Source organism: Streptomyces sp. ID05-39B (assembly GCF_033794725.1).
In the GTDB taxonomy this organism is placed as follows: Bacteria; Actinomycetota; Actinomycetes; order Streptomycetales; family Streptomycetaceae; genus Streptomyces; species Streptomyces bobili.
The window spans coordinates 34,685-52,454 of record NZ_JARGEF010000026.1; the positions used below are offsets into that span (position 1 = coordinate 34,685).

Below are 17,770 nucleotides of genomic sequence, written 5' to 3' on the forward strand. Positions count from 1 at the left end.
GGCCAGGGAGAGTTCGTACAACACAGGGCATTGGAGGTGTGGGTATTGCCACACCATGGGATACGAGCCGTGCGGCTAGTGTCTGTCCACTGCCTACAAATTCCGCGGAGGACGAGCCATGGCGTTCGGCTGGATCGACGAGCAGGCGCGGCTGCGCCGGAGCGCCGGACTCGTACGGACGCTGCGCCCCCGTCCGGCCGAGTCGCCGCTCCTCGACCTCGCGAGCAACGACTACCTGGGCCTGGCCCGGCACCCCGAGGTCACCGAGGGCGCGGCGAGGGCCGCGCGGACCTGGGGCGGTGGCGCGACCGGCTCCCGGCTCGTCACCGGCACCACCGAACTCCACGCCGAACTGGAGCGGGAACTGGCCGACTTCTGCGGCTTCGAGGCGGCCCTCGTCTTCTCCTCCGGGTACGCCGCCAACCTCGCCGCGGTCACCGCGCTGGCTCCGCACGGCTCCCTGCTCGTGTCCGACGCGGGCAACCACGCCTCGCTCATCGACGGCTGCCGGCTGGCGCGCGCGACGACGCAGGTCGTCGCGCACGCCGACCCGGACGCCGTGCGCAAGGCGCTGGACACCTGGGACGGGGGCCCGGCCGTGGCGGTCTCCGACACGGTCTTCTCCGTCGACGGGGACGCGGCCCCGCTGGCCGCCCTCGCCGAGGTCTGCCGGGAGCACGGCGCCGGGCTGGTCGTCGACGACGCCCACGGCCTCGGCGTCCTCGGCGGCGGCGGCCGGGGGGCCCCGCACGCGGCGGGACTGGCGGGCGCCGACGACGTGGTCGTCACCCTCACGCTGTCCAAGTCGCTGGGCAGCCAGGGCGGCGCCGTGCTCGGCCCCGCACGCGTGATCGACCATCTGGTCAACGCGGCCCGGACGTTCATCTTCGACACGGGCCTCGCCCCGGCGGCGGCGGGCGCGGCCCTAGCCGCCCTGACGCTGCTGCGCCGCGAGCCGGAACGAGCGGCGCGCGCGCGTGAGGTGGCGGGCGAACTGCACGCACGCCTGACGGCCGCGGGTCTGGAAGCGGTGCGTCCGGACGCCGCGGTCGTCTCCGTGCGGGCTCCGTCCCCGGAGGGGGCCCTGCGATGGGCGGCGGACTGCCGGTCGGCAGGCCTGGCCGTGGGCTGCTTCCGCCCTCCTTCCGTGCCCGACGGCATCTCACGCCTGAGGCTGACCGCCCGCGCCGACCTCACTCAGGAGCAGATCGAACGCGCTGTACGGGTGATCGGCGAGACACGACCATGAGTCGGCGTGACACGGCCGGGCGCCGGCGGACGGTGGCCGCTGGTCGGGCAGGGGTCAGCGGAACGCGGCCGTGAAGTCCGTCCAGCTCTCGGGGGAGAAGAGCAGGGCGGGCCCGGCCGGGTCCTTGGAGTCTCGTACGGCGAGCAGACCGGCCCATGGCCCGGAGGCCGGGCGGGCCGTCTCGACGCAGTTGTTGGCTCCCGTGCTGTAGCTGCTGCGCAGCCACCGCAATTCACACGGCTGGGGGAGACCGGGCGGATCGGTGCTGGAGGGGACGTTGCGAGGCGGAGCGGTCATGGTGCCTCCTTACGCGCGTCACCTAGCGCGGCGAGGTAATCCAGTGAGTCCCCGGGCGAAAGAGCGTGTGCCCGAAGGGCGTTGAAGGCCTCGGTGTAGGCCTGGAGGTCTTCTTTCCGTTCGAGATAGAGGCTACTCGTCAAGTGGTCGAGAACAACCACATCCAGATCAGAAGCGCTCGAAAACGAGAAGATTACGAAAGGGCCGGTGACGCCGATGTGCGCCCCGGCGCTGAACGGCAGCACCTGCAGCCTGACCTGGGGCAACCGCGCCGCCTCCACCAGTCGCTCCAGCTGCTGCGCCATGACCTCGGGGCCGCCCACCTCCCGCCGCAGCACCGCCTCGTCGAGCACCGCGTCCATCCTCAGCGGAGGCCGGGCCCGCAGGACGTCCTGCCTGGCCAGCCGCACCTCCACCAGCGTGTCCAGCCGGTCCTCGTCAAGGCCCTCCACCGCGGCCCGGGTCACCGCGCGGGCGTACGCCGGGGTCTGCAACAGTCCCGGCACGACGGTCGTCTCCAGGGTGCGCATCGCGCTCGCCTGCGACTCCAGGCTGATGAAGTCCCGGTAGGTGGGCGGCAGGACCCCGCGATAGGCGTGCCACCAGTGCTCCCGCCCGTCACCCTCGACCGAGCCGGCCAAAGCCAGCATCAGTTCCCGCAGTTGCGCGTCGTCCACGCCGTAGGCGTCGAGCAGTAACCGCACATCGGCCGGTTTCGTACTGCTGGTGCCGGTCTCGATCCGGCTCACCTTGGACTGGTGCCAGCCCACGAGCCGGGCCGCCTCACCACTGGTGAGCCCCGCGCGGGACCGCAGCGCCCGCAGTTCGGCGCCCAGCTTCCGGCGGCGCACCGCGGGACCGTGCTGCATGGGATCCTCCTTACTCCTTCAGGGCCCCCCATATACGCTCCGCCCTACCAGAGTTCACCGCATCGAGCGACAGATATATGCACATCTTGGTGGATCCTCACCCGTGACCGGTGCGGTGATGGCACTCTGGCGACGAAGCACCAGTCCGGGACCGTACTCGAACCATCCGCACCGTGTCGGACTCCGGTCCCGTGGGAAAGGGACGACGTCGCCATGGCAGACCACCTGGAAGCATCCGTCACTCTGCCGAGCGATCCCGCCTCGGTGTCCACGGCCCGCAACTACGTGCTCGACACCCTCGCGCAGTGGGGTCTTCCCGCCACCGCCGAGCTGGCCGACACCGTCCGGCTGATCGTCTCCGAACTCGCCACCAACGCCGTGCAGCACACCTTCGGGCAGTCACCCACCTTCACGGTGGACGTGGTCCTCGACCGTGACGAGCGGCTGCACATCGGAGTCACCGACAGTCATCCGCGCTTTCCCCAGCGACTGCCGGCCGCCGTCCAGCAGGACAACGGCCGAGGCATGGTGATCATCAGATGGCTGACCGCCGAGTGCGGCGGCAGGCTCCGGGTCCGCCCCACGCGCGAGGGCGGCAAGACCGTCTTCATCGAGCTGCCCTGGACGGTCCCCGCCGAGCAGACCGGTCCCGTCGGGCGTGTGGAACCGGTGCCGGCGGTGGGGCAGCAGGAGCCCTGACGGGCGCCAGGGGCCGCTGGCACCCGCAAAGCGGGCCCCAGGGGCCACGAGTGGATCCCGGGGCGGTGGAGGCGCGTCAGGACGCCGCCACCGCCCCGGGAGATCACTTGACCCGGCCGTACCAGACGCTCTTGGTCCAGATCTTCTGGAGCCGCACCACGTCCCCGGTCTTCGGTGAGTGCCAGATCTTGCCCTTACCGGCGTAGATCCCGACGTGGTAGACGTTCGACCCCGAGTGGAAGAACACCAGGTCCCCGGCCTTGCGGCTGCCGGCGGAGATGTGTCGCGTCTTGTTGTACTGCTGGGCGGCGGTGCGCGGCAGCTTCTTGCCCGCCTTCTTGAACGAGTACATGGTCAGCCCGGAGCAGTCGAACCTGTTCGGCCCGACGGCCCCGTACCGATACGGGGAGCCCTTCTTCGAAGCCGCGATCTGAAGTGCCTTCGTCGCCGGCGTGGCAGCCGCCGCATCGGAGGCGACACCCGGCACCACGATCGAGCCGCCCACGGCGGCGATGGCGAACGCCGAGGCCGTACCGGCCCGGGCCATGAGCGACGGGACACGATTGAGCGCAGTCATGCGCAACCCTTCGTCAGCCGCCTGTGAAGGATGACCTGTCGGATTCGGGCTGGCGAAGTTGCCCGGCCGCAGCTGCGGCTTCACCCCAAGGGCTGCTCGGCCCGGCGCCTCCCCTCGCGGGGACGTTCCGGTCCGGCGACCCGTCTTGCTCGGGTCCTCCACTCCTGCCGATGCACTTCTGTCGACTCGGGCATCCGGGCGGCGGCAGGACTCGGCGTCCGCCCGGACCGCCCCGCCGCTTGTGGCGGGGGCTTGTCGTCAGTCAGGGATCTTGGCTCACCGATGTCCGAAAATCCCAACGGAACCGGGGATTTGTGGGGTTACTCACCACTCACCCGTTCGGGTGGACACCCTGATGTTCGATCAGGTGTCAAGGTGCCATAGGGCCTCCGACCAGCGCGGGAACCCTGGATTCCGCCCACTTCCTCCCCGCTGCGCGCAACTTCTGGGCGTCGGAGAAGGCAATCACCTGTACTCCGAACAGGGGTACGCCATTTGGTCCGTTTGAGTCGTGGCCCGGACGTCACCCACACGGCGCCGGCCGCCCGGACCGGATGGCCCCGGGTCAACTGTCGGAGAGCGGCGGCATCGTGACGCGCGCCGTACGGCGCTCCCCGTCGAGCACGCGCAGCGCCCGCGCGAGCGTCGGCGCGTGCAGTTCGCTCTCGCCCCGCTGATGCATCAGCGTCAGCGCGTCCCGCAGCGCGGTCGCCCGGCTCACCAGCGCCTGGGCGGCCCGCAGCCCGCCGTAGGTGTCGCCGTGCCGGGCGGGGTTGATGCGGCCGACCAGGTCGACCACCTCCAGGTAACGGTCGATCAGCTCGGCCTCGGCGCGGGTCAGCGCCGCGGGGTGGCGTGCCTCAGCCGGCCAGTGCGGGCTTGCGCTCCGGAGTCGGTCCGTCCTCCTTGCGCCGCCGCTTGAGTGCGTCGCCCAGCCCGACCGCACCCAGGCCGAGTACGGCCCACCAGGTGAGGGTCAGGGCGGGGCCGGTCGCCGCCGCGCCGTCGAAGAACGCCACGGAGCGCAGCAGCGTGCTCCCCGCGCCCGGCGGCAGCCACTGGCCGATCGCCCCGACGGGCTCGGGCAGCATCTGCGGCGCCGAGGCCGCCCCGGAGAAGGGGTTGCCGAGGAACATCACCACAAACGCCATCGCCCCGATGCCCGGCGGGCCCAGGAGGGCCGCGCACCCGGCCACGGCCGCACCCACCGCCAGCATGGACAGGCCGAGCGTCGCCGCCTCCGCCCACCACGGGCCCGTGAGCACGCCGAGCCAGCTGTGTGCGAGCGCCGCGGCGACCACGCCCACCAGGGCCGCCGCCCCGACGAGCGCGAGCGCGGCGCGGACCCCGCGGAGCCCGAGCAGGGTCACCACCGCGCCCGCCGCGATACCGGCGATCGCCAGCGGCAGCACGCTCGCGTTGAGCGCCGCGCCGCGCGGATCCGAGGCCGGGGCGGCGACGACGTCCACCGTCGGCACCTCACCCCCTTCGGCGGCGGCCTGTCCGGTCACCGCCTGCTGCAGCAACTGGGCGACCACGGGGCTCGCGGCCGAGGCCGTGAGCAGCTCGGGGCCCTGGGCGGTCACGACCACGGCGCCGTATACGGTCCGGTCCTCGATGGCGGCGCGGGCGGCGGCCTCGTCGGCGTAGTGATGGATCTCGAAGGCGCCCTGCTGCCGAGTCAGCTTCTCCTCGATGCCCGCCGTGGCGGCGGGCGGTCCCGCCACGCCGAGCGGGAGGTCGCGGGGCGCGGTGCGCGCGGCGGGCCACGCGAAGGCCCACAGGGCGAGCGCGGAAAGGAGCGGGACGAGGAGGACGACCGCGATCGCTCGCAGGGCCGGGCCCCTCGCGGCGGGGGCGGAAGCGGTGGACATGGGGTTCCTCCAGGAGGGCGATCAAAAAGAAGGATCGTTCGTTTTAGGTGACCACCACCGTGCGCCGGATCGATGCGGCTTGTCAAGAAGGAATGTTCGTTTTAGTTTGGGCGTCATGGCACGTGTATCCCAGGCCCACCTAGACGCCCGCCGCCGGCAGATCCTCGACGCAGCCGCGCTCTGCTTCGCCCGCAACGGCTTCCACGCCACGTCCATGCAGGACGTGCTCAAGGAGGCCGACCTTTCGGCCGGAGCGGTCTACCGCTACTTCAGCGGCAAGGACGAACTGATCGCCGCGATCGTCTTCGAGGTGCTCGGCGGGGTCCGCGAGGCCTTCGAGGAGGCGGCCCGGCAGAGCCCGCCGCCACCCCTCGACCTCCTGGTGGCCTCGGTCCTCGGCCGCACCCTCGCCGCCCGCGAGTCCCTGATCGTCGACGGTGTGCCCGCCTTCCCACGCCTGGTCGTCCAGGCCTGGTCGGAGATCCCCCGCAACGCCGAACTGGCGGCAGTCCTGCGCGAGGGGTACGACTCGGTCCGCGCGGCCTGGGGCCGCATCGTCGAGGGCTACCAGAAGGCCGGCCGGATGCGCACGGACATCGCCCCGGACCACGTCGCCCGCACGATGATCGCCGCCGTGACGGGCTTCATCGCCCAGCAGGCCCTCTTCGGCCCGGCCCCCGTCGACGTCCTGCGCGACGGCCTGCGCGCCCTGATGAGCGTGCCGGCCGAACAGCCGCGCCCTTCGGGATCACCGCTCGGTTAACGTCGCCGAAATGCGGTCCAACTAGCCTGCCCCTCCACGCCACCAGGCACTTTGCCGAATGGCCGCGGCAACCGGGCCCCGCACGGTCCGGAGCGAGGATGTGAGGTGGGACGTGCAACTGACCCCGCACGAGCAGGAGAGGCTGCTGATCCATGTGGCGGCCGACGTCGCCGAGAAGCGCCGGGCCCGTGGGCTCAGGCTCAACCACCCCGAGGCCGTCGCGCTCATCACGGCACACATCCTGGAGGGCGCCCGGGACGGCCGTACCGTCGCCGAGCTGATGGCCTCCGGCCGCAAGCTGCTCACCCGCGACGACGTCATGGAGGGCATCCCCGAGATGATCCACGACGTCCAGGTCGAGGCGACCTTCCCGGACGGCACCAAGCTCGTCACCGTCCACGACCCGATCGTCTGAGAGGGGCCTCGATGATTCCCGGAGAGTTCCTGTTCGCCTCGGACCCGATCGTCTGCAACGCGGGCCGCGAGGTCACCCGGCTGACCGTCCTGAACGCCGCCGACCGGCCCGTGCAGGTCGGCTCCCACTACCACTTCGCCGAGGCCAACCCCGGCCTGGAGTTCGACCGCGCCGCCGCGCGCGGCAAGCGGCTGAACGTCGCCGCCGGCACCGCCGTGCGCTTCGAACCCGGGATCCCCGTCGACGTCGAACTCGTCCCGCTCGCCGGCGCCCGGATCGTGCCCGGACTGCGCGGGGAGACCGGAGGTGCCCTCGATGCCTGAGATCTCGCGCGCCGTGTACGCGGACCTGTTCGGCCCGACCACCGGGGACCGCATCCGGCTCGCCGACACCGATCTGATCGTCGAGATCGAGGAGGACCGCAGCGGCGGCCCCGGTCTCGCCGGGGACGAGGCCGTGTTCGGCGGCGGCAAGGTCATCCGCGAGTCGATGGGCCAGGCGCGTGCCACGCGCGCGGAGGGCACCCCGGACACCGTGATCACCGGTGCCGTCGTCATCGACCACTGGGGAATCGTCAAGGCCGACATCGGCATCCGCGACGGCCGTATCACCGGCATCGGTAAGGCCGGCAACCCGGACACCATGGACGGGGTGCACCCGGACCTGGTGATCGGGCCGGAGACCGAGGTCATCGCCGGCAACGGACGCATCCTCACGGCCGGCGCGGTCGACGCGCACGTCCACTTCATCTGCCCCCAGATCGCCGACGAGGCGCTGTCCTCGGGCGTGACCACCCTGGTCGGCGGCGGCACCGGACCGGCCGAGGGCTCGAAGGCGACGACCGTCACGCCCGGCCCCTGGCACCTGGCCCGCATGATGGAGGCGATGGAGCAGTACCCGCTCAACATCGGCTTCCTCGGCAAGGGCAACACCGTCTCCCACGAGGCGATGCTCTCCCAGATCCGGGGCGGCGCGCTGGGCCTGAAACTGCACGAGGACTGGGGCTCCACGCCTGCCGTCATCGACGCCTCCCTCACGGTCGCCGACCGCACCGGCATCCAGGTCGCCATCCACACGGACACGCTGAACGAGGCCGGATTCGTCGGCGACACCCTCGCGGCGATCGCCGGGCGCGGCATCCACGCGTACCACACCGAGGGCGCGGGCGGCGGGCACGCGCCGGACATCATGACGGTCGTCTCCCAGCCGCACGTGCTGCCGAGTTCGACGAACCCGACCCGGCCGTACACCGTCAACACCGCCGAGGAACACCTCGACATGCTGATGGTGTGCCACCACCTGAACCCGGCGGTGCCCGAGGACCTCGCCTTCGCCGAGTCCCGGATCCGGCCCTCCACGATCGGCGCGGAGGACATCCTCCACGACCTCGGCGCCATCTCGATCATCTCCTCCGACGCCCAGGCGATGGGCCGGGTCGGCGAGGTGATCCTGCGGACCTGGCAGACGGCACATGTGATGAAGCGACGCCGGGGCGCACTGCCGGGGGACGGCCACGCGGACAACCACCGCGTACGCCGTTACATCGCCAAGTACACGATCAACCCCGCGCTCGCGCAGGGCCTGGCGCGCGAGATCGGCTCCGTCGAGACCGGCAAGCTGGCCGACCTCGTCCTGTGGGAACCGGCGTTCTTCGGCGTCAAGCCGCACCTCGTCATCAAGGGCGGGCAGATCGCGTACGCGCAGATGGGCGATGCCAACGCGTCCATCCCCACCCCGCAGCCGATCCTGCCTCGCCCCATGTTCGGGGCCATCGGGCGGGCACCGGCCTCCAACTCGTTCAACTTCGTGGCCCCGCCGGCGATCGAGGACGGGCTCCCGGAACGGCTCCAGCTCGGCAAGAAGTTCCTCGTCATCGACTCCACACGCGGCGTGACCAAGGCCCACATGCGGGAGAACGACGCCCGCCCGCGGGTCGAGGTCGACCCCGACAGCTTCGCCGTACGCATCGACGGCGAACTGGTCGAGGCGACGCCGGCGGCCGAACTGCCCATGGCCCAGCGTTACTTCCTCTTCTGATGAGCCGGAAGACGGGTTGGCGATGAGCAGGGCCGCGCTTCTCGTCCTGGCCGACGGACGTTTCCCCGCCGGCGGGCACGCGCACTCCGGCGGGGCGGAGGAGGCCGTCAAGGCGGGGCGGATCACCGACGCGGCGAGCCTGGAGGACTTCTGCCGGGGCCGGCTGCACACGGCCGGACTCGTCGCGGCGGCCCTGGCCGCGGCCACGGCGGCCGGCGCCGACCCCGTCGAACTGGACGCCGCCGCCGACGCGCGGACGCCGTCGCCCGCGCTGCGAGTGGCCGCGCGCCGGCTCGGACGGCAGCTGATGCGGGCCGCGCGGGCCACCTGGCCCGACCCCGAACTGGACGCCCTCGCCCGGGGGTTCCCCAAGGGTGCGCATCAGCCGGTGGTACTCGGGCTGACGGCCCGTGCGGCCGGACTCGGGGCTCTCGACGCGGCGTACTGCGCGGCGTACGAGAGTGTGAGCGGGTCCGCTTCCGCGGTGGTGCGGCTGTTGAGTCTCGATCCGTTCGAGGCTACGGCCGTGCTGGCGCGGGTTGCTCCGCAGGTGGACCTGGTGGTCGATCGGGCGGTGTCGGCGGGGGAGGCTGTCCTTGCCGACGGGGTCGACGCGCTGCCTTCCGCGTCCGCGCCGTTGCTGGAGATCGGGGCGCAGGCGCATGCGGGGTGGGGTGTGCGGTTGTTCGCGTCCTGAGGGTTCCGCCCCCGCCGCCCCTTCCCTTCCCTTCCCGTCCCTGGGGGCTGCGCCCTCAGACCCCGCTTTCGGCCTGAACGGCCTCGTCCTCGATCGCCGGACGGGCTGGACGATCCCAGCCAGTCGAATAGGAGCCGTACATGCATCGTGACCATTCCTCCCACGGGCCCGCCGCCGTCAGTGCCGATGCCCGGCGGGGCGACGGAGGGCGCCGTGCCCTGCGGGTCGGGCTCGGGGGGCCCGTCGGGTCCGGGAAGACCGCCACTGTCGCCGCGCTCTGCCGGGCCCTGCGTGACGAGTTCTCGCTGGCTGTCGTCACCAATGACATCTACACCCGTGAGGACGCCGAGTTCCTGCTGCGGGAGGCCGTGCTGCCGCCCGAGCGGATCACCGCCGTCGAAACGGGGGCCTGCCCGCACACCGCCATCCGGGACGACATCTCGGCCAACCTGGAAGCCGTGGAGGACCTGGAGGACGAGGTCGGGCCGCTGGATCTCGTGCTCGTCGAGTCCGGTGGGGACAACCTGACCGCCACCTTCTCCAAAGGGCTGGTGGACGCGCAGATCTTCGTCATCGACGTGGCCGGCGGGGACGACATCCCCCGCAAGGGCGGGCCAGGCGTGACCACCGCAGACCTCCTCGTCGTCAACAAGACCGACCTCGCGCCGTACGTCGGCTCCGACCTCGCCCGGATGGCCGCCGACGCCAAGGCGCAGCGAGCCGAACTGCCCGTCGTGTTCCAGTCGTTGAGGAGCCAGGACGGGGTGCGGGAGGTCGCCGCGTGGGTGCGGGCGCAGCTCGCCGCGTGGACGGCGTGACATGAGCGGTGTGCACGCCACCGCGCGGATCATGGCGCGGGACGACGGCCGCGGCGGCACCGCCCTGCCCGTGCTGGAGAGCGACGGGCCGCTCGCGCTGCGGCGGACCCGCGGTGACGCCGGTGAGGCCCGTGTCCTGCTGGTCGGCGCGATGAGCGGGCCCCTCGGCGGTGACCGCTTCGCCGTCGAGGCGGACGTCGGCAGCGGTGCCCGGCTGCGCGTCGGCTCAGCCGCCGCCACCATCGCCCTGCCCGGCCAGGTCAAGGGCGAGGCCCATTACGCCGTCCGGCTCGACGTCGCCGAAGGCGGTGAACTGCGTTGGCTGCCCGAGCAGTTGATCTCGGCACGGGGCAGCGACCTGTACGTCACCACCCGCGCCGACCTCGCGCCCGGCGCCCGGCTCGTCCTGCGTGAGGAGCAGGTGCTCGGCCGGGCGGGTGAGGAACCCGGCCGCCTCACGAGCCGGCTCGTCGTCCGGGTGGGCGGACGCGCCGTCCTCGATCAGGAACTCTCCTGCGGGCCGGGTGCTCCCGGCGGCTGGGACGGGCCCGCCGTTCTCGCGGGACATCGAGCCGTCGGCCAGATCGTCGTCGTACGGCCGGAGTTGGCGGCGGAGCCCGTCACCGCCCGGATGCTCGGCGAGAGCGCCACGCTCGTACCGCTGGCCGGGCCGGCCGCCCTGGTCACCGCGGTCGCGCCGGACGGTCTGCGACTGCGACGCGTTCTGGACGAGGCCCTCAAGTCCTTGCCCTGAACCGCCGTTCATCCGGTGAGCGGGACGCGCTTCTCCGGTTATCGGATTGGCAAAGAAGGTCAACGACCTCTGTTCTCAGGGACCTCACAGCAGCAAGGATCCCCGTACTGACGTTCTGCAGCTGACCAACTGACGAACTGAGATACGGGGAGGGCCCACTTGAGGGACATACGACCGACCAGACGGACGGCGGCGCTCGGCTCGGCCGGCGCGCTCGTCGCCGCCACGCTGGTCGCCGGCGCCGTCATGGCACCGACCGCGAGCGCGACCGGCGACCGGTCGGGGCAGGACCGCGAGACGCGCGGCGCCGCGATCGCCGCCGAACGGGCCGCGAAGGCCGGCATCGACTGGCAGGACTGTCCGGCCGACTGGGGGCTGGAGAAGCCCATCCAGTGCGGCTATGTGACCGTGCCGCTCGACTACGCCAAGCCCCACGGCAAGCAGATCAAGATCGCCGTCGACCGCATCGGCAACACCGGGACGAAGGAGGAGCGCCAGGGCGCGCTCGTCTACAACCCGGGCGGCCCCGGCGGCTCCGGCCTGCGCTTCCCCCGCCGGGTCACCACCAAGGCCCCCGTCTGGGCCAACACCGCCAAGGCCTACGACTTCGTGGGCTTCGACCCGCGGGGCGTCGGCCACTCCGCGCCCATCTCCTGTGTCGACCCGCAGGAGTTCGTCAAGGCGCCCAAGGCCGATCCGGTCCCGGACACCGAGGCCGACAAGCTCGCCCAGATCAAGCTCGCCCGCGCGTACGCCGACGGCTGCTACGAGCGCAGCGGCGAGATGCTGCCGCACATGACCACGCCGAACACCGTGCGCGACCTGGACGTCATCCGCGCCGCCCTCGGTGAGAAGAAGCTCAACTACCTGGGCGTCTCCTACGGCACCTACATCGGCGCCGTCTACGGCACCATGTTCCCGGGCCACGTGCGCCGCATGATCGTCGACAGCGTGGTCAACCCCTCCCGCGAGAAGATCTGGTACGAGGCCAACCTCGACCAGGACATCGCCTTCGAGGGCCGCTGGAAGGAATGGCAGGACTGGGTCGCCGCCAACGACGCGACCTTCCACCTCGGTACCACCCGTGCCGCCGTCCAGGCCAAGTGGCTCCAGCTGCGCGCCGCCGCCAAGAAGAGCCCCCTCGGCGGTCTCGTCGGCCCGGCCGAGCTGATCTCCTTCTTCCAGAGCGCCCCGTACTACGACTCCTCGTGGATCCCGGTCGCCACCGTCTTCAGCAAGTACGTCGCCGGGGACACCCAGGCACTCGTCGACGCGGCGGCCCCGGACCTGACGGACACGGCCGGCAACATCTCCTCGGAGAACGGCAACGCCGTCTACACGGCCGTCGAGTGCACCGACGCCAAGTGGCCCACCAGCTGGCGCAAGTGGAACAGCGACAACACGCGGCTCCACAAGGACTACCCGTTCATGACGTGGGCCAACGCGTGGATGAACCTGCCGTGCGCCTTCTGGCCCGTCAAGCAGCAGACGCCGGTGGAGGTCAAGACCCACAAGGGGCTGCCCCAGGTGCTTATCGTGCAGTCCACGAATGACGCGGCCACGCCGTACGAGGGCGCCGTCGAACTGCACCAGCGCTTCAAGGGCTCCCGCATGATCACCGAGAAGGATGCCGGCTCGCACGGCGTGACCGGCCTGGTCAACACCTGCATCAACTCCCGGGTGGACGCCTACCTCCTCACGGGCAGGCTGGACGCCGCGGACGTGACCTGCGCCCCGCACGCCACGCCCAAGCCGTAGCCGGCGGCTGATACGACAGCGAGGGGCGGCCGGATCATTCCGGCCGCCCCTCATCCATGCCGTTCACCCTCGGTTCGTCTTCAACGCCTCGGCAGCCGGGGGAACTTGCGTGCCTTCTCCTTCGCCGCCGCCGCTTCCTCCGCCTTGACCTCGGCCGCGTACCGGTCGACGTACTCCTGCCCCGACAGGGTCAGGATCGCGTACATGATCTCGTCGGTGATCGCGCGCAGGACGGCCTTCTCGCCCTCCATCCCGGCGTAGCGGGAGAAGTCCAGGGGCTCGCCGAAGCGGATCGCCACGGGGTGGATGTTCGGGATCTTCTTACCGGGCGGCTGGGCCTCGAAGGTGCCGATCATCGCGCAGGGCACGACGGGCACCCCGGCCCGCAGTGCCATCACCGCGACGCCGACCTTGCCCTTGTAGAGGCGGCCGTCGTGCGAGCGCGTGCCCTCCGGGTAGATGCCGAGCAACTCGTCCTTGCTCAGGACACCGAGTCCCTCACGGATGGCCGCCTGGCCCGCGTCCTTGCCGGAGCGGTCGACCGGGATCTGCCCCGCGCTGCGGAAGAAGGCCGCGGTCAGCCTCCCCTTGAGGCCGGGGCCCGTGAAGTACTCGGCCTTCGCCAGGAACGTGATGCGCCGTTTGAGGATCGCCGGCATCAGGAAGTGGTCGGAGAACGACAGATGGTTGCCGGCGATGATCGCCGCTCCCGACGCCGGCACATGTTCGAGTCCCTCGATGCGGGGCCGGAACACCAGGCGCAGCAGCGGTCCCAGCACCACATATTTCAGGAGGTAGTAGAACAACGGGTGGCTCCTCAATCCGGCGGATCGGCTCAACCGCCGTGTTCCAGCAGGTCAACCGGCATGTGTGGGGTGCAAGTCTAGGCGGGGCCCGGTGCGGCCGGAACCCGCGCGCATGGACGTCCCGCGTCGTGCCGCGGATGCTCAGAGCCGGACGATGACCAGGGCCGTGTCGTCGGTCGCGCCCCCGTGCGGCAGCAGTTCCAGCAGGACGGCGTCGGCGAGTTCCTCCGGGTCCGCGCCCCGGTGCCGGGTGAGGGAGTCGGCGAGACGCGCCAGGCCGGTGTCGATGTCCTCGCGCCGCCGTTCCACCAGGCCGTCGGTGTACAGGGCCAGCAGGGCGCCCGGGGTGTAGGCGGTGACCGCCTGCGGCCGGGGCCGCGGGTCGGGCCGGGCGTCGAGCGGGGGATCGGTGGCCCGGTCCAGGAACTCCACGTGGCCGTCCGGGTGCACCAGCGCCGGCGGGGGGTGGCCGGCACTGCTGTAGGTGATGGTGTGGTGGTCGCAGTCGATGAACGTCGTCACCGCCGTGGCCGACTCGGCGCCGTCCACGACGTGGGCGTAGCTGCCCAGTACGTCCAGCGCCTGGGCGGGGCCCGCCGCGACCCGGGAGGCGGCGCTGAGCGCGCTGCGCAGCTGGCCCATGACGCCCGCGGCCGCCAGACCGTGCCCGACGACATCGCCCACCGACACCCCGAACCGGTTGCCGCCGACCAGGTCGACGAGGTCGTACCAGTCGCCGCACACGTTGAGCGAGCCGGCCGCGGGACGGTAGCGCACCGCCGCCCGGTGGTGCCCGACCTGGCGGCGGGCGGGCAGCATCGCCTCCTGGAGGGCGAGGGCCACCTCGCGCTCACGGGCGTGCGCCAGCCGCAGACGGTCGTTGAGTTCCTGGAGTTCCCGCGCGCGGGTGTACAGCTCGGCCTCCAGCACTTGGGCCCGGCTCCCCGTACGGCCGCTTCCCCTACGGTCGTGCGCGCCACCGCCACGGGCCCGGATCAGCTCGGTGACCTCCTCGACGCGGTGCACCAGCAGGACCACCGAGCCGTCGCGGCCGCGTACGGGCGCGTTGATGGGACTCCAGTACCGTTCGTCCCACTCCCCGGGCCGGTCCGGGGACTCCACGTCGTAGCGCTGCAGGGCCATCGCGTCGCGTTCGCCGGTGGCCATGACCCGGCGCAGCGAGGCCTCCAGGTTGCGCATCCCGTTGGCGCCGGGGTTCTCCGGGTTGTCGGGGAAGACCTCGAACAGGTGCCGGCCGACCACCTGATCGCGCCGCCGGCCCGACACCCGCAGGAACTCCTCGTTGGCGTCGGCGTACACCAGGGCCGGGGTGATCAGGGCCACCATGCCGGGCAGGGCCTGGAAGACCGCCGCGTAGTCGATCGCCGAGTCGTCCATGACCACGCCCCATCTGCCGGTATTGCGCTATTTTCGCACGCTGTGCGGCGATAGCTCTGTCAGACCCCGGGGTCCGTGAGTGACTGCTCGGCCCAGATGATCTTCCCGTCGGGGACGAAACGCGTGCCCCAGCGCCGGGTGACCTGCGAGACCAGCAGGAGCCCGCGCCCGCCCTCGTCGGTGGTGCGCGGATGGCGTACGTGCGGGGTCGTGGCGCCGCCGTCGTGCACCTCGCAGACGAGGGCGCGCTCGCGGATCAGACGCAGCCGGATCGGGCCGGTGGCGTACCGGATGGCGTTGGTGACCAGCTCGCTGACGACCAGCTCGGTCGTGAACGCCAGCTCCGCCAGGTCCCAGTCGGCGAGCCGGCGGGCGGCGGCCTTGCGGGCCTCGGCTACCGCGGCCGGATCGGCGGGCAGCTCCCACTGAGCGACCCGGTCCGGGGACAGGCGCCGGGTGCGGGCCATCAGCAGGGCCACGTCGTCGCGCGGGCGGTCCGGGACCAGCGCGTCGATCACCGTCCGGCAGCGCAGGTCGAGGGAGTCCGCCCGTGCCGTCAGGGCTCCTACCAGCCGCTCCCGCCCGGCCTCCGGCGTCCACTGTTCGCCCTGGGACAGCAGCCCGTCCGTGTGCAGCGCCAGCGTGCTGCCCTCCGGCAGCAACAGCTCGGTCGATTCGAACGGCGGTCCGCCCGCGCCGAGCGGCGGCCCCTGCGGCAGGTCGACGAAGGTGATCGTGCCGTCGGGCAGGACGACCGCAGGGGCGGGATGGCCCGCGGCCGCCATGGCACACCGCCCGTCGACGGGGTCGTACACCACGTAGAGACACCCGGCCCCCAGGGCCTCCGCGGCCCGCGCCGGCTCCCCGTCGCCCTGTTCCGGGGCGTCTCCGTCCTCCTGCGCGCGGGACACCAGGTCGTCGAGGTGGGCGAGGACCTCGTCGGGCGGCAGTTCCAGGGCGGCGAGCGTACGGACGGCGGTGCGCAGCCGTCCCATGGCCGCGGCGGCGTCGATGCCGTGCCCCTGCACCTCGCCCACGACGAGGGCCACCCGGGCTCCCGAGAGCGGGATGAGGTCGTACCAGTCACCGCCGAGACCGGTCAGCGTGTCGGCCGGCCGGTAGCAGGCGGCCACCTCGACCGCGTCCTGCTCGGGCAGCCGGCGCGGCAGCAGACTGCGCTGCAGCACCAGGGCCGCGTCGCGCTCGCGGGTGTAGCGGCGGGCGTTGTCCAGGCAGACCGCGGCGCGCGAGACGAGATCCTCGGCCAGCGTCAGATCGTCCTCGTCGAAGGGCTCGTGCGTGGAGCGGCGCAGGAACGTGGTCACGCCGAGGGTGGCGCCGCGCGCCCGCACGGGCACGATCAGCGCGCTGGGCGGCCCCGCCCCGGCGCCCACCGGGGGCAGGTACCAGTTCTCGTCCGCGGCGTCCGGTCCGAGCCGCTGCGCGCGCCAGGCCAGCCCGGTGGTCAGACAGCCGACCACGGGGGACCCGGCGGGATGGGACACGACGGCCCCGGCACCCTCTTCCGGGCCACCGCCCGCCGACCGCAGCCCCGCCCGGCGCAGCGCGACGGACCCGTCCGGCGCCTCGGCCCGCTCCACCACGGGCTCGGCGCCCCGCAGCACCGACTCCAGCAGATCCACCGCTACGGCGTCGGCGAATCCCGGCACCACCACCTCGGCGAGTTCCCGCGCGGTCCGGGCGGTGTCGAGGCTGCGGCCGATGTGCCGGCCCGCCCGGTCCAGCAGGGCGAGGCGCTGCCGGGCGCGGTGCCGGTCGGTGATGTCCACGACCGTGTAGTACACGCCCATCGGCCGATGGCGGTCGTCGTCGAGACGGGTGAACGACAGCATGTGCGCCGTCTCCCGGAACGGCGCGGCCCGCAGGCGCCCGACGTGCTCGTAGCCGACGACGGGCTCGCCGGTCTCCAGCACCTGCCGCATCCGTGCCTCGACCGCCTCCGCGTCGAAGCCCGGCTGGACGTCCGCCAGCCGCAGCCCGAGGCGGCTCTCGGGCGCACCGCCGCCGAACTGGGCCAGGGTCTCGTTCGACCACACGAAGCGCAGGTCCGTGTCCACGATCGCGATGCCGATCGGTGACCCGGAGACCATCTGCTCCAGCACGGAGCGGCTCATGCTCCAGCCGTGCGCCTCGCCCATCTCGTTCACCAGGACCAGCCAGCGCCCCGGGCCGCCGGGCTCGTCCGCCGAGGTGAACCGTGCCATCACCGGCACCGGGTGCTGGTCCTTGCGGCGGGCCGACAGCAGCCCGGCCCACCCGCCGGACCGCCGGCACAGTTCCAGCACGTCGGGGACCCGCGCGGCGTCACCGACGGTCAGCAGGCCGGCCAGGTCCTTGCCGACCGCCTCGGCGGCCGCATAGCCGAACAGCCGCTCGGCGTCCCTGGTCCAGCTGGTCACCACACCGCGCGCGTCGAGGAGCAGCGGCACGGCATCCGCCACGTCGAACCACCGACGGGCACCATTGTCCACGTCGTGACTGCCCACGGCCGCCCTCTCCGTCGCGCTCCGAAGTCGCTGAGAGTCCTCAAGAATCCCGAGAGTCCTCCATCACCTCTCGACTCCATCTTCACCCGGCACCCGGTGGAAGGCCTCCGGCAGTGGGCGGGGTGCGACGGCGAGCGGCCCGCGGGCGGCCGGGCCCACCCGGCTGCAGCCCCTCGGGCGCGGCCCCGCAGGACGGGGACGAGCAGGGGCGAAGAACCCGTGAAGGGCCCGCCACGCGCCCCCCTGCCTACC

Annotated in this window: 18 protein-coding genes and 1 riboswitch; of the genes, 10 read left to right on the plus strand and 8 right to left on the minus strand. The window is 72.2% G+C overall.

Features of this window, described 5'->3' with window-relative positions; genetic code table 11:
• Positions 1-118 precede the first annotated feature (118 nt).
• Positions 119-1,249: an 8-amino-7-oxononanoate synthase gene (locus tag P1P75_RS09155; protein ID WP_319253348.1), complete on the plus strand. Its 1,131-nt coding sequence runs from the start codon at positions 119-121 to the stop codon at positions 1,247-1,249.
• 54 nt (positions 1,250-1,303) lie between these two features.
• Here the strand turns inward: P1P75_RS09155 and P1P75_RS09160 are convergent, their stop codons facing one another.
• Both P1P75_RS09160 and P1P75_RS09165 read right to left on the minus strand, forming a co-directional pair.
• Positions 1,304-1,546 (minus strand): DUF397 domain-containing protein, encoded by a 243-nt coding sequence (locus tag P1P75_RS09160; protein ID WP_319253350.1) that lies wholly within the window; start codon positions 1,544-1,546, stop codon positions 1,304-1,306.
• A complete protein-coding gene (locus tag P1P75_RS09165) occupies positions 1,543-2,415 on the minus strand; it encodes a helix-turn-helix transcriptional regulator (protein ID WP_150469875.1) in 873 nt (290 codons plus the stop codon). The genes P1P75_RS09160 and P1P75_RS09165 overlap by 4 nt, the downstream gene beginning before the upstream one ends.
• A gap of 213 nt (positions 2,416-2,628) precedes the next feature.
• Between P1P75_RS09165 and P1P75_RS09170 the strand changes: the two genes are divergently transcribed.
• Positions 2,629-3,114 (plus strand): ATP-binding protein, encoded by a 486-nt coding sequence (locus tag P1P75_RS09170; protein WP_319253353.1) that lies wholly within the window; start codon positions 2,629-2,631, stop codon positions 3,112-3,114.
• Positions 3,115-3,217: 103 nt separating this feature from the next.
• Here the strand turns inward: P1P75_RS09170 and P1P75_RS09175 are convergent, their stop codons facing one another.
• The 3 genes from P1P75_RS09175 to P1P75_RS09185 all read right to left on the minus strand — a co-directional run bounded on the left by P1P75_RS09175 (position 3,218) and on the right by P1P75_RS09185 (position 5,565).
• Entirely contained in the window at positions 3,218-3,691 is a 474-nt protein-coding gene (locus tag P1P75_RS09175) for a C40 family peptidase (protein WP_319253355.1), read from the minus strand.
• 3 nt (positions 3,692-3,694) lie between these two features.
• A riboswitch (cyclic di-AMP (ydaO/yuaA leader) is annotated at positions 3,695-3,839 on the minus strand.
• A 417-nt stretch (positions 3,840-4,256) separates the two neighbouring features.
• On the minus strand, positions 4,257-4,532 hold the full coding sequence (locus tag P1P75_RS09180; protein ID WP_319253392.1) for a hypothetical protein: 276 nt from the start codon (positions 4,530-4,532) through the stop codon (positions 4,257-4,259).
• A gap of 19 nt (positions 4,533-4,551) precedes the next feature.
• On the minus strand, positions 4,552-5,565 hold the full coding sequence (locus tag P1P75_RS09185; protein ID WP_319253357.1) for an ABC transporter permease: 1,014 nt from the start codon (positions 5,563-5,565) through the stop codon (positions 4,552-4,554).
• Positions 5,566-5,680: 115 nt separating this feature from the next.
• Between P1P75_RS09185 and P1P75_RS09190 the strand changes: the two genes are divergently transcribed.
• The 8 genes from P1P75_RS09190 to P1P75_RS09225 all read left to right on the plus strand — a co-directional run bounded on the left by P1P75_RS09190 (position 5,681) and on the right by P1P75_RS09225 (position 12,807).
• Complete coding sequence (locus P1P75_RS09190; RefSeq protein WP_319253359.1) at positions 5,681-6,328, plus strand: TetR/AcrR family transcriptional regulator; 648 nt, start codon at positions 5,681-5,683, stop codon at positions 6,326-6,328.
• A 112-nt stretch (positions 6,329-6,440) separates the two neighbouring features.
• Positions 6,441-6,743, plus strand: coding sequence for an urease subunit gamma (locus P1P75_RS09195; RefSeq protein WP_067256018.1), 303 nt, complete (start codon positions 6,441-6,443; stop codon positions 6,741-6,743).
• An 11-nt stretch (positions 6,744-6,754) separates the two neighbouring features.
• A complete protein-coding gene (locus P1P75_RS09200) occupies positions 6,755-7,066 on the plus strand; it encodes an urease subunit beta (protein WP_319253363.1) in 312 nt (103 codons plus the stop codon).
• Positions 7,059-8,780, plus strand: a complete 1,722-nt coding sequence (locus tag P1P75_RS09205) for an urease subunit alpha (protein ID WP_319253365.1) — start codon at positions 7,059-7,061, stop codon at positions 8,778-8,780. The genes P1P75_RS09200 and P1P75_RS09205 overlap by 8 nt, the downstream gene beginning before the upstream one ends.
• Positions 8,781-8,802: 22 nt before the next feature.
• Positions 8,803-9,477, plus strand: coding sequence for an urease accessory UreF family protein (locus P1P75_RS09210; RefSeq protein WP_319253367.1), 675 nt, complete (start codon positions 8,803-8,805; stop codon positions 9,475-9,477).
• A 140-nt stretch (positions 9,478-9,617) separates the two neighbouring features.
• Positions 9,618-10,295 (plus strand): urease accessory protein UreG, encoded by a 678-nt coding sequence (ureG, locus tag P1P75_RS09215; protein ID WP_319253369.1) that lies wholly within the window; start codon positions 9,618-9,620, stop codon positions 10,293-10,295.
• 1 nt (position 10,296) lies between these two features.
• Positions 10,297-11,049: an urease accessory protein UreD gene (locus tag P1P75_RS09220; protein WP_319253371.1), complete on the plus strand. Its 753-nt coding sequence runs from the start codon at positions 10,297-10,299 to the stop codon at positions 11,047-11,049.
• Between the two features lie 159 nt (positions 11,050-11,208).
• Positions 11,209-12,807 (plus strand): alpha/beta hydrolase, encoded by a 1,599-nt coding sequence (locus P1P75_RS09225; RefSeq protein WP_319253373.1) that lies wholly within the window; start codon positions 11,209-11,211, stop codon positions 12,805-12,807.
• A gap of 80 nt (positions 12,808-12,887) precedes the next feature.
• Here P1P75_RS09225 and P1P75_RS09230 read toward each other — a convergent pair whose 3' ends face one another.
• From P1P75_RS09230 to P1P75_RS09240, 3 genes are all read right to left on the minus strand, one after another.
• Complete coding sequence (locus P1P75_RS09230; protein WP_319253376.1) at positions 12,888-13,613, minus strand: lysophospholipid acyltransferase family protein; 726 nt, start codon at positions 13,611-13,613, stop codon at positions 12,888-12,890.
• 141 nt (positions 13,614-13,754) lie between these two features.
• Positions 13,755-15,011: a SpoIIE family protein phosphatase gene (locus tag P1P75_RS09235; RefSeq protein ID WP_319253378.1), complete on the minus strand. Its 1,257-nt coding sequence runs from the start codon at positions 15,009-15,011 to the stop codon at positions 13,755-13,757.
• A gap of 59 nt (positions 15,012-15,070) precedes the next feature.
• Entirely contained in the window at positions 15,071-17,518 is a 2,448-nt protein-coding gene (locus P1P75_RS09240; RefSeq protein WP_319253380.1) for a SpoIIE family protein phosphatase, read from the minus strand.
• Positions 17,519-17,770: the final 252 nt, after the last annotated feature.

Coding starts and splice junctions, on each gene's coding strand:
- P1P75_RS09165 (WP_150469875.1), bottom strand. CDS start 2,415: ATGCAGCACGGTCCCGCGGTGCGCCGCCGGAAGCTGGGCGCCGAACTG.
- P1P75_RS09220 (WP_319253371.1), top strand. CDS start 10,297: ATGAGCGGTGTGCACGCCACCGCGCGGATCATGGCGCGGGACGACGGC.
- P1P75_RS09235 (WP_319253378.1), bottom strand. CDS start 15,011: ATGGACGACTCGGCGATCGACTACGCGGCGGTCTTCCAGGCCCTGCCC.
- P1P75_RS09190 (WP_319253359.1), top strand. CDS start 5,681: ATGGCACGTGTATCCCAGGCCCACCTAGACGCCCGCCGCCGGCAGATC.
- P1P75_RS09160 (WP_319253350.1), bottom strand. CDS start 1,546: ATGACCGCTCCGCCTCGCAACGTCCCCTCCAGCACCGATCCGCCCGGT.
- P1P75_RS09210 (WP_319253367.1), top strand. CDS start 8,803: ATGAGCAGGGCCGCGCTTCTCGTCCTGGCCGACGGACGTTTCCCCGCC.
- P1P75_RS09175 (WP_319253355.1), bottom strand. CDS start 3,691: ATGACTGCGCTCAATCGTGTCCCGTCGCTCATGGCCCGGGCCGGTACG.
- P1P75_RS09205 (WP_319253365.1), top strand. CDS start 7,059: ATGCCTGAGATCTCGCGCGCCGTGTACGCGGACCTGTTCGGCCCGACC.
- ureG (WP_319253369.1), top strand. CDS start 9,618: ATGCATCGTGACCATTCCTCCCACGGGCCCGCCGCCGTCAGTGCCGAT.
- P1P75_RS09170 (WP_319253353.1), top strand. CDS start 2,629: ATGGCAGACCACCTGGAAGCATCCGTCACTCTGCCGAGCGATCCCGCC.
- P1P75_RS09200 (WP_319253363.1), top strand. CDS start 6,755: ATGATTCCCGGAGAGTTCCTGTTCGCCTCGGACCCGATCGTCTGCAAC.
- P1P75_RS09185 (WP_319253357.1), bottom strand. CDS start 5,565: ATGTCCACCGCTTCCGCCCCCGCCGCGAGGGGCCCGGCCCTGCGAGCG.
- P1P75_RS09155 (WP_319253348.1), top strand. CDS start 119: ATGGCGTTCGGCTGGATCGACGAGCAGGCGCGGCTGCGCCGGAGCGCC.